12 protein-coding genes are annotated in these 12,650 nt (G+C 71.6%); 4 read left to right on the forward strand and 8 right to left on the reverse strand.

Annotated features, from left to right (window positions below):
- Positions 1-69: 69 nt before the first annotated feature.
- On the forward strand, positions 70-2,385 hold the full coding sequence (locus tag HUT10_RS15190; RefSeq protein WP_176171807.1) for an FdhF/YdeP family oxidoreductase: 2,316 nt from the start codon (positions 70-72) through the stop codon (positions 2,383-2,385).
- On the opposite strand, the gene HUT10_RS15195 is transcribed toward HUT10_RS15190, so the two are convergent.
- The 5 genes from HUT10_RS15195 to HUT10_RS15210 form a co-directional block, all read right to left on the reverse strand.
- On the reverse strand, positions 2,373-2,954 hold the full coding sequence (locus tag HUT10_RS15195) for a hypothetical protein (protein WP_254896879.1): 582 nt from the start codon (positions 2,952-2,954) through the stop codon (positions 2,373-2,375). The two genes, HUT10_RS15190 and HUT10_RS15195, sit on opposite strands and share 13 nt — an antisense overlap.
- A 278-nt stretch (positions 2,955-3,232) precedes the next feature.
- Entirely contained in the window at positions 3,233-4,657 is a 1,425-nt protein-coding gene (locus tag HUT10_RS15200; RefSeq protein WP_176171808.1) for an LCP family protein, read from the reverse strand.
- 51 nt (positions 4,658-4,708) lie between these two features.
- Entirely contained in the window at positions 4,709-5,461 is a 753-nt protein-coding gene (locus HUT10_RS15205) for an SDR family NAD(P)-dependent oxidoreductase (protein WP_176171809.1), read from the reverse strand.
- Positions 5,458-5,583: a hypothetical protein gene (locus HUT10_RS51845; protein WP_303246965.1), complete on the reverse strand. Its 126-nt coding sequence runs from the start codon at positions 5,581-5,583 to the stop codon at positions 5,458-5,460. Before HUT10_RS51845 ends, HUT10_RS15205 begins: the two co-directional genes overlap by 4 nt.
- Entirely contained in the window at positions 5,583-6,932 is a 1,350-nt protein-coding gene (locus tag HUT10_RS15210) for an OFA family MFS transporter (RefSeq protein WP_176171810.1), read from the reverse strand. The genes HUT10_RS51845 and HUT10_RS15210 overlap by 1 nt, the downstream gene beginning before the upstream one ends.
- A 104-nt stretch (positions 6,933-7,036) precedes the next feature.
- Between HUT10_RS15210 and fdhD the strand changes: the two genes are divergently transcribed.
- Complete coding sequence (gene fdhD, locus HUT10_RS15215) at positions 7,037-7,861, forward strand: formate dehydrogenase accessory sulfurtransferase FdhD (protein ID WP_176171811.1); 825 nt, start codon at positions 7,037-7,039, stop codon at positions 7,859-7,861.
- Here fdhD and HUT10_RS15220 read toward each other — a convergent pair.
- Positions 7,858-9,297, reverse strand: coding sequence for a carotenoid oxygenase family protein (locus HUT10_RS15220; RefSeq protein ID WP_176171812.1), 1,440 nt, complete (start codon positions 9,295-9,297; stop codon positions 7,858-7,860). The two genes, fdhD and HUT10_RS15220, sit on opposite strands and share 4 nt — an antisense overlap.
- 71 nt (positions 9,298-9,368) lie before the next feature.
- On the opposite strand from HUT10_RS15220, the gene HUT10_RS15225 reads away from it, so the two are divergent.
- Positions 9,369-10,076, forward strand: a complete 708-nt coding sequence (locus tag HUT10_RS15225) for a TetR/AcrR family transcriptional regulator (RefSeq protein ID WP_176171813.1) — start codon at positions 9,369-9,371, stop codon at positions 10,074-10,076.
- Between the two features lie 79 nt (positions 10,077-10,155).
- Positions 10,156-11,109 carry an alpha/beta hydrolase family protein gene (locus tag HUT10_RS15230; protein ID WP_176171814.1) on the forward strand — a complete coding sequence of 318 codons (954 nt, stop codon included), beginning with the start codon at positions 10,156-10,158 and terminating at the stop codon, positions 11,107-11,109.
- 141 nt (positions 11,110-11,250) lie between these two features.
- On the opposite strand, the gene HUT10_RS15235 is transcribed toward HUT10_RS15230, so the two are convergent.
- Both HUT10_RS15235 and HUT10_RS15240 read right to left on the reverse strand, forming a co-directional pair.
- Positions 11,251-12,171: a sensor histidine kinase gene (locus tag HUT10_RS15235; RefSeq protein ID WP_176171815.1), complete on the reverse strand. Its 921-nt coding sequence runs from the start codon at positions 12,169-12,171 to the stop codon at positions 11,251-11,253.
- Between the two features lie 53 nt (positions 12,172-12,224).
- Positions 12,225-12,632 (reverse strand): hypothetical protein, encoded by a 408-nt coding sequence (locus HUT10_RS15240; RefSeq protein ID WP_176171816.1) that lies wholly within the window; start codon positions 12,630-12,632, stop codon positions 12,225-12,227.
- Positions 12,633-12,650 lie beyond the last annotated feature (18 nt).

Consider the following 12,650-nt stretch of genomic DNA (forward strand, 5'->3'; position numbering starts at 1 on the left):
CGGGGGTTGCGCGCGGAAAAGGCGTGACCCTCGTGGCGGCACCCGATCATGGAGGCGCACGATGAACCCATGACCCGTGAAGCGCCGCTGCAGGACGTGGACGAGACCCGCCTCGAGGTGGGTAAGCCGAAAGGGTGGGCCGCCGGGATACCCGGGGTTGCCGTCTCGCTCGCGCGCAGCGTCGAACAGCTCGGCACCGGGCGGACCATCAAGGCCCTGCGGCTGCTCAACCAGCGCGAAGGCTTCGACTGCCCCGGCTGCGCGTGGCCGGAACCCCGTGAGGTCGACGGTGAGAAGCGCAAGCTCGCCGAGTTCTGCGAAAACGGGGCCAAGGCCGTTGCCGAGGAAGCCACCAAACGACGCGTCGGCCGCGAGTTCTTCGCGCAGCACCCCATCGGCGACCTCGAAACCAAGACCGACTACTGGCTGGGCCAGCAGGGCCGGATCACCGAGCCGTTCGTGCTGCGGGACGGCGCGAGCCACTACGAGCCGATCTCGTGGGACGACGCCTTCGAACTGGTCGCCGGCGAGCTCAAAGCGCTGACCGACCCGAACGAGGCCATCTTCTACACCTCCGGCCGCACCAGCAACGAGGCCGCGTTCCTCTACCAGCTGCTGGTGCGCTCCTTCGGCACCAACAACCTGCCCGACTGCTCCAACATGTGCCACGAGTCCTCGGGCGCGGCGCTGTCAGCCACCACCGGCGTCGGCAAGGGCTCGGTGAGCCTGGCCGACATCCACAAGGCCGACCTGATCGTCGTCGTCGGGCAGAACCCCGGGACCAACCACCCGCGGATGCTCTCCGCACTCGAAGAGGCCAAGGGCAACGGCGCCAAGATCATCGCCGTCAACCCGCTGCCCGAAGCCGGGCTGATGCGGTTCAAGAACCCGCAGAACGTCCGCGGTGTCGTCGGCAAGGGCACGCCGCTGGCCGACGAGTTCGCCCAGGTCCGCCTCGGCGGTGACCTGGCGCTGTTCCAGGCCGTCGGGCACCTGCTGCTGGCCTGGGACGCCGAGGCGCCGGGCGCGATCGTCGACCGCGACTTCGTCGAGCGGGTCACCGAGGGCTTCGACGCCTACGCCGCGCACCTGCGGGAGATCGACTGGCCGGAGGTCGAGCGCGCCACCGGCCTCGGCCGCGCGCAGATCGAGCGGGTCGCGCGGATGATCGCCTCCTCCGAACGCACCATCTACTGCTGGGCGATGGGCCTCACCCAGCATAAGCACGCGGTGCCGACGATCTCCGAGATCGCGAACCTGGCGCTGGTGCGCGGGATGATCGGCAAGCCCGGCGCCGGCCTGTGCCCGGTCCGCGGGCACTCGAACGTGCAGGGCGACCGGACCATGGGCATCTGGGAGAAGATGCCGCAGTCCTTCATGGACGCGCTGGCCGCCGAGTTCGGCATCGAGGTCCCGCGCGAGCACGGCTTCGACACCGTCGACGCGATCCGGGCGATGCGCGACGGCCGCGGCAAGGTGTTCTTCGCCGTCGGCGGCAACTTCGCTTCGGCGACACCGGACTCCGAGCTGACCGAAAAGGCGCTGCGCTCCTGCTCGCTGACCGTGCACGTCTCCACGAAGCTGAACCGCTCCCACGTCGTGCACGGCCGCACCGCGCTGATCCTGCCCACGCTCGGCCGGACCGAGCGTGACGTCCAGGCGAGCGGCGAGCAGTTCGTCACCGTCGAGGACTCGATGTCGCAGGTGCACGCCTCGCACGGGCGCCTGAAGCCGGCGAGCGAGCACCTGCTCTCCGAGGTCGCCATCGTCTGCCGGCTGGCGGAGAAGCTGTTCGGCGCGGGTCACGCCGTGCCGTGGCGGACGTTCGAGACCGACTACGACCTGATCCGCGACCGCATCTCCCGGGTCGTGCCGGGCTGCCAGGACTACAACCGCCGGGTCCGCGAACCGGACGGGTTCGTGCTGCCGCACGCGCCGCGCGACTCCCGCGAGTTCACCGGGACCGCCAACGGCAAGGCCAACTTCACGGTGTCCGGACTGGAGTACCCGCAGGCCCCCGAGGGCCGGCTGCTGCTGCAGACCCTGCGCAGCCACGACCAGTACAACACCACCATCTACGGGCTCTCCGACCGCTACCGCGGGATCGAGAACGCCCGCCGCGTGGTGCTGGTGAACCCGGACGACCTCGCCGCGCTGGGCCTGGCCGACGGCGCCGTGGTCGACCTGGTGTCCGAGTGGCGCGACGGCGACCGTCGCGCACCCGGGTTCCGGATCGTCGCCTACCCGACCGCCCGCGGCTGCGCGGCCGCGTACTTCCCGGAGGCGAACGCGCTGGTGCCGCTGGACTCGGTGGCGGACAAGTCGAACACGCCGGTGTCGAAGGCGATCGTGGTGCGGCTCGAACCGGGGTCTCAGCCCCGGTAGTCCTTCCGCAGGGTTTCGGTCATGTCCGTGACCACGGCCTGGACGTCGTCCAGGGTCGCGGGCGGGATCAGCGCGGCTTCGGTGCCGCCGTCGGCCAGTGCCACGCCGAGCACGACGTTGCCGGTCCGGACGGCACCCCACTGCTCGGAGAAGCCGGCCTCGTCGCCGACGCCGGTGGCGAGCCGGACGCCCGAGTGGTCGCCGAGCGCGTCGGTCATCAGCTGGGTGGCCTTGGCCGCGGCCTCGTCCGCGTCGGACTGCGTGAACCGCACGACGGCGATCGTGACGGACCGGTAGTCCTGCAGGTTGGGCTTGCCGCCGCCGAGGTCGCGCGCGAACAGGCGGCGGCAGGTGGTGACCTCGTTGCCCTCGCTGGCGTGGTCGTCCGGGATGACCTTGGTGTCGGTGGCCTTCACCGAGTCGGCCGGGATTTCGACGGTCCCGGGTGCGAGCCGCGCCTGGGCGTTCGGCCCGGGCAGCCGGCACGCGTCGATCGCGCCCGGGTAGTGCGCCGAAGCGGACGCCGACTGGCACCCGGCAGAAAGAACGGCTGAAGCGAGGATGGGCAAGATCCACCCACCGCGGGCGACGCTGCTGCGCATAAATTCCGGACTTTCCGTATTCCCTGAAATTGAGTTTCCAAGATCACCCACTGATCGGGTGAACTTTCCCGCCGGCGCGGGGTCCACCCCGGCGACGGTCACCGCACCCTGCCTCACCAGTGCGGCAACGTCAAGACCACTGACCCTCGTGGTCCACCGTGGTCCAGTGCACGGGAATTCCCGCGCAATTCAGGGATTCGACGGAAAATCCGGAACTTCGCGATCGGGCAATTTCACCCGTCCGGTCAGTCGACGCAGACGACGCCGTTCGAGGTGATCGGGTCGTCCGCGACGCCGCCGGGAGCGCCGCCGCCCGCGGCCGCGCCGGGGCCGGAGTAGACCGTCCCGAGCACCACCTCGATGTGGCCGGACGGCACCGACGCGGACTGCTGCGCGGTCAGCCCGCCCAGCGCCTTCGCCACCGCGGCACCGCGTTCGGCCAGGTCGGGACCGAAGCGGACGAGTGAGGTCCGGCGGGCGGCGGTGTTGCCCGCCGCGGTCGCCGTGAACCCCTTCTCGCGCAGGACGCCCGCCACCCGGCCCGCGAGACCTTCCTTCGGGCTCGCGTTGGAGACGTCGACGGTGACCGCCGCGGGCGGCGCGGGGGGTCCGGTCGGGGCGGCGGGCGCCGCGGGCCCGATCAGGCTCGCCGCGAAGGCCTTCACCGCGGCCGGGTCGACCTGCACCGCCGTCGCCCGCGGATCGCTGCTGCTGTAGCGGTAGTCGACGTTGACGACCGGGATCGTCGCGAACCGGATGCCGCCGCCGCTGACCCCGCGCATCTGCCCGACGAAGTCGAGCAGGTTCCACGAGCCGTCCAGCACCACCGAGCGCTTCACCGCGTCGATCAGGTCGGACAGCTTCCCCGGATCGGCGAGCGTGCCCGCCGAGAGCACCTGCCGGGCCAGGCCGGCGAGGAACACCTGCTGGCGCCGGACGCGGGCCAGGTCGGTTCCCGGGAGGCCGTCGCGCTGCCGGACGAAGGCGAGCGCGTCCGCACCCGAGACGCGCTGCGGCCCGGCCTGGAAGTCGGCGCCGGAGTTCTCGTCCTTGGTCGCCTTCTTCAGGCAGACGTCGACCCCGCCGATCGCCTTGCTGATCTCGTAGAAGCTGAGCAGGTTGACCTCGGCGAAGTGGTCGATCTTCACCCCGGTGAGGTCTTCGACCGCCTGCCGCGTGGCGCGGCGCGCGGCGGTGAGCGCGCCTTGGTTGATCTTCGCCTTGTCGGTCTCGCCCGCGGTGCGCAGCCGCCGCGCTTCGGCGGCCTTCGCCCGGCCGAACGCGGCGTTGATCTTGCCCTTCCCGCCCGCCATCGAGACGTAGCTGTCCCGGGGGATGGAGAAGGCCTTCACCTCCTTGGTGCCGTTCGGGATCCGCAGCACGATCAGGGTGTCGGTGAGGTCGTCGCCGTTGGCGCCGGCCCGCAGCTCGCGCAGCATGTCCGCGGGCAGCGGGTTGCCCTGGTTGTCGCTGCGGGAGTCGCGGCCGACGAGGAGGATGTCGAGCGAGCCGTCGGCGGGCTGTTCCCCCGGCTTCGTCTCGCCTTCGGCGTCGATGACGTTGTCCCGCGACACGCCGTCGAGGGAGCGGAGGTTCACGTAGCCGTAAGCCGTGCCGCCGAACACGACGAGAGCCAGCCCGGCGACGGCGATCTTGCCCAGTGCATGCACGACTGCCTGGACGCCGCCGCGCCGGGCACCGCTGCACGGGTGAGAGCCGGGTCACAGCCGCAGGTGTGAGGCTCCGTTGAGGTCGAGGATCGTCCCGGAGGCCCAGGTCGCCTCCGCGGAGGCCAGGTACACGACGGCCGCGGCGACCTCTTCGGGGGTGCCGACCCGCCCGAACGGGCTCTGCGCGCGCAGAGCGTCGTCGATCCGCCCGGCGACGCGCTCGGTGGCGGTGAAGCCGGGCGCCACCGACGTCACGGCGATGCCGTGGGGCGCGAGGGAGACGGCGAGCGACTGGCCGAGCGCGTGCAGCGCGGCTTTGCTGGCGCCGTACGCGGGGTGGTCGGGCTCGCCCTTGAACGCCCCGCGCGACCCGATGTTGACGATCCGCCCCGGCGCGCCGCGGGCGATGAGGTGCCGGGCGACGCAGTAGCTGAGGTTGGCCGCGCCGAAGAGGTTGACGTCGACGGTGCGCCGCCAGATCCGCTGCCAGTCCGCGTAGGACACCGCGCCGACCGGGTGCGCGGTCTCGGCCGTGGTCGCGACGGCGGCGTTGTTGACCAGCACGTCGACCCCGCCGAGCCCGGCTTCGGCCGCGTCGGCGAGCTGCCGGGCCGCCTCGGGGTCGGCGAGGTCGCCGCCGATCAGCACGTGCCCCTCGCCGGCCAGCCGCGAGAGCGTTTCCCCGGCGTCCGCGGCGCGGTGCCCGTAGTGGACGGCCACCCGGTCGCCCCGCGCCGCGAACGCCGTGGCCACCGCGCGCCCGATACCGCGGGACGCGCCGGTGACGAGCACTCCCCTGCTCACCCGAACAGCTGGACCAGCTTCAGGAACAGCTGGTACACCCCGTACCCGAACGGGAGCACCACCCAGGCCCACGCCAGCACGATCAGCGGCAGCCGGTTCGGCTTCGTCGACGGTTCGCTCATCACGCCTCACTCCCGACGGCCTCGCGGACCGGCTCGTGGTACTTCTCCTTGACCGGCCGCACCAGCTCGTTGGCCACGAAGCCGACCACGAGCAGGCCGATCATGATGTAGAACGACAGCTCGTAGAGCGCCGGGCCCGACTTGCCCGCCGCCTTTTCGCTGTCGGCGATGCGGTTGACGATCAGCGGGCCGAGCACGCCGGCCACCGACCACGCGGTGAGCAGCCTGCCGTGGATCGCGCCGACCTGGTAGGTGCCGAAGAGGTCCTTCAGGTACGCCGGGACCGTCGCGAAACCGCCGCCGTAGAACGACAGGATCACCATGGCGCACAGGATGAACACGAGCTTCGACGAGTTCTCCGTCAGCGCGATCACCAGGTACAGCACCGCGCCGACGCCGAGGTAGGTGCGGTAGATGTTCTTGCGCCCCACCAGGTCCGAAGTGGACGACCAGACGAACCGGCCGAGCATGTTGCACAGCGACAGCAGGGCGACGAACCCCGCTGCCGCGGCCGTGCCGACCGGGGTGGACGTGTTCTTGAAGAAGTCGACGATCATCGGGGACGCCTTCTCCAGGATCCCGATGCCCGCGGTGACGTTGAAGCACAGGACGACCCACAGGCACCAGAACTGCGGCGTCTTGATCGCGTTGGCGGCCGAGACGTTCGCGGTGCTGATCATCGCCTTGCCGTGGTCGGTCTTCGGCTCCCAGCCCGCCGGCTTCCAGTCGTCGGCAGGCACCCGCACGAGCAGCCAGCCCATCGACATGAACACCGCGTAGACGAGACCGTGGACCAGGAACGCCGTCGCGATGGTGCTCGTCGTCGGCGCGGTGCCGAGCATCGAGGACGACCACGGCGAGGCGATCAGCGCGCCGCCGCCGAAGCCCATGATCGCGATGCCGGTGGCCATGCCCGGCCGGTCGGGGAACCACTTGATCAGCGTCGACACCGGCGAGATGTAGCCGATGCCGAGCCCGATCCCGCCGATCCCGCCGTAGCCGGCGACGACCAGCCAGAACTGCCCGGTCGCCACGCCGAGCGCGGCGACGAGGAACCCGCTGGCGAAGCAGCACATCGACACGAACATCGCCCAGCGCGGGCCGTTCTTCTCGACGAGGGTCCCGCCGAACGCGGCGGACAGGCCCAGCATGACGATGCCGAGCTGGAACGGCAGCGAGCTCTGCGTGCCGTTCAGGTGCATGGTCTTCTCGAGCGGCGTCTTGAAGACGCTCCACGCGTAGGCCTGCCCGATCGACAGGTGTACCGAAAGGGCCGCCGGCGGCACCAGCCAGCGCGTCCAGCTGGGAGGTGCCACGATCCGGGAACGGTCCAGGAAGCCGAGAGCCATCGGAACCCTCTCCTAGAGTGGGGATGATGGTGGGAATGTATTACTAAATACCCGGTGTTGCACTATGCGAGTGTCAAACTTTCGGGCAGCGAAAGGTGTGGAGGATGGGCAGGGTGACCGTGCGCAGGCCGGTCCGGCGGATCTCCGCGACCGGGGACCGGCGCCGCCCGGACGCGCTGGCGGCCGAAGAGCCCCTGGAGCTGCGGGTCGGCGGCCGGGCGCTGGCGGTCACGATGCGCACCCCCGGCCACGACGTCGAGTTGGCCCACGGCTTCCTGCTGTCGGAAGGCGTGATCGGCGGCCGTACGGACGTGGCGGTCGCCCGCTACTGCGACGGCGTCGACGACCAGGGCCGCAACACCTACAACGTGCTGGACATCGCGCTGGCCGACGGCGTCCCGCCGCCGGACACCGGGGTCGAGCGCAACTTCTACACGACGTCCTCGTGCGGCGTCTGCGGCAAGGCGGCGCTCGACGCGGTGAAGCTGCGCACCCGCTTCTCCCCCGCCTCGGCGGCGTTCGCGGTGAAGAGCGGGACGCTGTCCGCCCTGCCGGACGCGCTGCGGGCGAGCCAGAAGGTGTTCGCCAGCACCGGCGGCCTCCACGCGGCCGCACTGTTCACCCCCGACGGTTCGCTCGCCGTCGTCCGCGAAGACGTCGGCCGGCACAACGCGGTGGACAAGGTGCTGGGCTGGGCGGTGCTCGAAGGCCGCATCCCGGCACCGGGCTACGGGCTGCTGGTGTCCGGGCGGGCGTCGTTCGAGCTGGTCCAGAAGGCCGCGATGGCGGGCATCGGGCTGCTGGCCGCGGTGTCGGCCCCGTCGTCGCTGGCGGTGGAGCTGGCGGAGGAGAACGGGATGACCCTGATCGGCTTCCTCCGCGGCGACTCGATGAACCTTTACACCGGCGACCACCGCGTCCTGACCTAGCCGACCGGCACCCAGTTGCCGTGGAAGCCGTTCGGGACGCGGTCCGGCAGGTGGATCGCCGCCACCGTCTCGAGGGTCTCCGCGTCCAGGATCGTCAGGTCGCTTCGCCGGGTCGCCGGGTCGAACACGAACCCCAGCACCACCCCGTCGTCCTCGGCCGCCTCCTCGTGGCGGGGGACGAACACGAACTCGCCGGGCTGGCGGCCCGCTCCGAACGCGCGCTCGGCGCGGGCGCCGGTCTCGAAGTCGTGCTTGAACAGCGAGCCGCCGGGCTCCGCGCCGCCGTCGGCCGACATCGCGTAGCCGTAGCGGTGGCGGCGGCCGACCAGGCGCTCGTCCACCCGGGGGAACTCCTGGCCGCGGTCGTCGAGGCGCTCCTCCAGGACCTTGCCCGCCACCAGGTCGACCGTCCAGCGGTCCAGCGTCGGGCCGCCCTCGTCCGGGCCGTGCAGCTGCGTGTCGAACATCTTCGGATGGCGGACCACGTCCAGCACCACGCTGTCGCCGTCGTCGTAGGCGTTGAGCGGGTGGAAGACGTAGCACGGCTCGACGTCGAACCAGCGGACGTCCTTGCTGCCGCCCTCGCGCGGCATCACGCCGATCCGCGCCGGGTACTTCGGGTTCCAGCGGTAGGGCAGGCCGCCGTTCGCGCCGAGCTTGCCCGCCATCATCGCGGTCACCGGGTCCGGCACCCGGACTTTTCCGACCATGGCCGACACCACCAGCTTCGCCGGCGTGCGCAGCGCGCTCGGCACGCTGGCCGCGACCGCCATCTCGGCGTTGAACGTCACCGGCAGGTCGTAGAAGACGACGTGGTTCTCCGTCAGCGAGAAGTCGTGCATCATCGGGGACCCGGTGACCTCGACGTCGACCGTGCGGCGGGCGCGGCCGTGCACGTCGATCACCGAGTACTGGACCTTGTTCCCCATGCCGAAGAAGTACGAGACGGCGTGCAGCTCCCCGGTGCGCGGGTCGCGCTTGGGGTGGGCGGTGTAGCCGCCGGGCAGGGTGCCGTCGAAGTCGCAGCGGCCGACGGTCTCGAGCTCGTCGGTCAGCTCGTAGATCGGCGCGCCCGCCTCGACCAGGGCGAGGGTCTTGCCCGCGTGGCCGATGACGTTGGTGTTGGCGCCGAGCGCGTCGAGCCCGCAGAACCGGCTCGCGTCCTCGCCGTTCAGCGTGGCCGCGACGGCGGGGTTGCGGACCCACCGGTTGCGGTACCACTCGGCCTTGCCGTCGCGCAGGCGCACGCCGTGGACCATGCCGTCGCCCATGAACCAGTGGTAGGCCGCGGGGTCCACTTCGGACAGCGGGTTGGGGCCGTTGCGCAGGTAGCGGCCGTCGAGGAACTCCGGGATCGCCCCCGTGACGGCCAGCTCGGTGATCGTGTGCTCCCGGCTGACCGGGGCGAAGTTGCCTTCGAGGAACTTGTTGCCCATGTGACCCCTCCACGGCTTCTATAACGCGGTTATGAATACAGGTATAACAGGGTTATGGGACACTGGCAAGCATGAGCCCGAAACCGCGCGCTTCCGACGTCAAGGCCCGGCTCGTCGAGGCCGCCATCCGCCTGCTCGACGAGAGCGGTCCCGAGGCCCTGCAGGCCCGCAAGCTCGCGGCCGAGGTCGGCGTCTCGACGATGGCCGTCTACACGCACTTCGGTGGCATGGCGGCCCTGGTCGACGAGGTGGCGCGAGCGGGCTTCCGCAGGCTGAGCGCGTGGCTGGCCGGCGTCGGCGAGACCGACGACCCGGTGGCGGACATCTTCGGACTGGCCCGCACCTACCGGCAGGCGGTCGCCGAGCAGCCGCAGCTGTTCGCGGTGACGTTCGGCCAGTCCGCACCCGGCGGCAAGCGGGCGACGCTGTCCGACCTGACCACCGCGGAAGGCCGCGAAGCCGCGCAGGAGGGGCTGGAGGCGTTCACCCACATCGTCCGTGCGACCGGACGGGCCATCGCGGCCGGCCGGTTCCGCCCCGCGGACGAGTACCAGGCCGCCGCCCAGCTCTGGAGTGCGCTGCACGGATTCGTCACACTGGAGGCGTCGGGGCACTTCGGCCCCGGTGAACAGGGCATAGACCACATTTTGATCCCCCTCGGGATCACCATGGCGGTGGGTCTCGGGGACACTGTGGAGCGGGCCGGGCGCTCGGCCGAGGCGGCGAAGGCGGCTTGGCGAGCGAGAACCGGAAACGCCGGGCAGGGTGGTAACGATTGACCCGGTGAACAGGGGCGAGAGGGAACGCGGAGCGGGTGCGCGGCGTCTCTGATTACGGGGGCAGGGGGATGGAGACAGGGTGAGCGAGCACAACGAGGACGCGGAGCCGGCCGGAGCGGTCGCCGAGGCCGTCCAGGGCGCCCGGCGGTGGCTGAGCCGCCGGTCGGTGCTGATCGCAGGCGCGTCCGGGCTGGCCGTGACCGGGCTGGCCGTCGGCACCGCGACCGGCAAGCTGCCGTTCAGCCCGGCCATGCAGCGCACGCTCGGCGTGACGTCGTCGAACCCGACCACCCAGCTGGGCAGCACGCGCGTCGAACGCGTCTACTCCGCCGCCCGCGGCCGGATGGTCGACCTGGTGTTCATCCTGCCGTCGAAGACCCCGCCGAAGGGGCTGCCGATGTCGCTGATGCTGCACGGCCTGCACGGCAACGCCCGCAGCGCGGCCCCCACCGGCACGCTCAAGCAGCTCGCCAGCGACGTCGCCCGCAAGGCGGTCCCGGCGTTCGGCCTCGTGGCCGTCGACGGCGGCGACAACTACTGGCACGAGGTTCACCCGGGCGACGACCCGATGGCCATGCTGCTGGAGGAGGTCCCGCAGTGGCTGCGGGCCCGCGGCTTCGCCGGCCCGACCGGCCAGCCGTTCGCCGCCACCGGCGTGTCGATGGGTGGGTTCGGCGCGCTGCTGTACACGCGCCGCCGGGTCGAGCGGCGCCAGCCGCCCGCCGCCGTCGCGACGCTGGCCCCGGCGCTGATCACGTCGTGGCCGGAGATGGCCAAGCGCCACATCTTCACCGGCATCCAGGACTGGACCGCGCTCGACCCGCTGCGGCACATCGACGAGACCAAGGGCGTGGCCAACGGCATCTGGTGCGGCACGGAGGACTCGTTCATCACCGGCGTCCGCCGCTACATCGAGGCGGCCCACCCGGCGGTCGCGCACACCGCCCACGGCAAGCACGGCGACTCGTTCAACCGCACGGTGGTGCCCAGCCTGATCAGCTTCCTCGGCAAGCACGTCCCCCGCGCCGACTGACCCGCACCCAGCCGGCCGGACCGCGTACCCAGCCGGTCGGGCTGCGTACCCGGACGGTCGGATCGCCGTCCGACCCTCCAGGCACGCCAGGCGACCCTCCGGGCACGCCGGCCGACCCTCTGGGTACGTGAGGCGAGCGGGTCAGCGGGCGAAGTGGATGCGGGTGGTCGTGCGGCCCGGGACCCAGTACGTGCGGACCAGGTCGGCCAGGCGGTTGACCAGCAGGAGGCCGCGGCCGCCGAGCGTCGTCGCCGGCGGCGGGATGCGGCCGGCCAGGGGGTTGGCGATCGTGCCCGCGTCGCTCACCTCGCCGATCACCTCCGCCGCGTCCGCCCACAGCCGCAGGACGCCCGTCCCGCCGCCGTAGAGGACGCTGTTCGTCGCCAGCTCGGCGATGGCCAGCGCGAAGTCGTCGCGGCGGGGGCGGCGCAGGCCGTGGCGGGCGGCCCAGATCTCGGCGAAGCCGCGCAACGACGCCAGCTGCCGGAGGTCGAACTCGCGCTCCACCGCACCCGGCGGGGGCTCGAGCGGCCGGGTGAAGTCCGCGCGGACGCCGTCGGGGTCGAAACGCGGGCTGATGAACGGCCCGGCCAGGCCCCACAGCTCCGGGTGGGTGCGCTCGGCGTCGGCCAGCACCGGCGACGGCAGCTCGCCGACGTCGTAGGGGCACAGGATCCCCAGGTCACGCCCGGCGAACGCAATGTTGATCAGGGCCTCGTGCACCACGCACGCCGGGTACTCCGCGTCCGTGCGGCCGGCCCAGATCGGCTCGCCCACGAGCCGCACCGGGCCGTCGTGCTCGGCGGCGAAAGCGTGCAGCACCGACGGCAGGATCGCACCGGGGTTGCGGCCCGCCCGCTGCATGTCGATCAGCCGGACCTCGTTCGCCCGGTCTTCCAGCGCCTTCTCGATCAGCAGCAGGTTGCGGCCGGGAACGGCCACCGCCACGGGCTCACCCCGGTCGAGGCCTTCGAGCAGGAACGGAACGACGCCATCGAGGTATTCGGCGTCACCGCGATAGAAGAGTGCCGGATGCCGGAAGGGTCTGAGGGCATCTACCACGGCTTCGGCATACCCAGCCGCCGGCGCCGTCAAACCCTACGAACGTCGGCGGTTCACTCCACCCAGCGGCCCACGACGGCGATCAGCCAGAAGCCGACCGTCGTGGCCACGGCGAACAACAGCACCCAGTTGAACAGCTGACGCCGCTCGGTGACCCCACGGGCCTGCCGCAGCCCGTAGGCCGCGACGACGAACAACGGCACCGGGATCAGCGGCAACGGCGACAGCCGGGACACCACGGCGACCACGCACGTCCCGGTGAACACGGCCAGCACGCCCAGCAGCACGCGGTGCAGCCACGGGTACCGGTCGGCGACGGACGCGATCACGCGCTCGCTCAGCTCTCGGAACCCCAGGACCGGCGCGGCCGGGGTCCCGACGGGCTCCGGGGCCGGCGGCGCCGGCGCTTGCACGCCGCCGCCAGGAGCGGCCCCGGAACCCGGGAAGGAGTCAGCAGTCATTCAGCTTTCCTGTCGGGT

It is taken from the genome of Amycolatopsis sp. Hca4 (genome assembly GCF_013364075.1).
In the GTDB taxonomy this organism is placed as follows: Bacteria; Actinomycetota; Actinomycetes; order Mycobacteriales; family Pseudonocardiaceae; genus Amycolatopsis.

Bases quoted from the DNA above. Each gene is read 5' to 3' on its own strand.
- fdhD (WP_176171811.1), top strand. From the start codon at position 7,037: ATGGGCAGGGTGACCGTGCGCAGGCCGGTCCGGCGGATCTCCGCGACC.
- HUT10_RS15220 (WP_176171812.1), bottom strand. From the start codon at position 9,297: ATGGGCAACAAGTTCCTCGAAGGCAACTTCGCCCCGGTCAGCCGGGAG.
- HUT10_RS51845 (WP_303246965.1), bottom strand. From the start codon at position 5,583: ATGAGCGAACCGTCGACGAAGCCGAACCGGCTGCCGCTGATCGTGCTG.
- HUT10_RS15190 (WP_176171807.1), top strand. From the start codon at position 70: ATGACCCGTGAAGCGCCGCTGCAGGACGTGGACGAGACCCGCCTCGAG.
- HUT10_RS15225 (WP_176171813.1), top strand. From the start codon at position 9,369: ATGAGCCCGAAACCGCGCGCTTCCGACGTCAAGGCCCGGCTCGTCGAG.
- HUT10_RS15210 (WP_176171810.1), bottom strand. From the start codon at position 6,932: ATGGCTCTCGGCTTCCTGGACCGTTCCCGGATCGTGGCACCTCCCAGC.
- HUT10_RS15240 (WP_176171816.1), bottom strand. From the start codon at position 12,632: ATGACTGCTGACTCCTTCCCGGGTTCCGGGGCCGCTCCTGGCGGCGGC.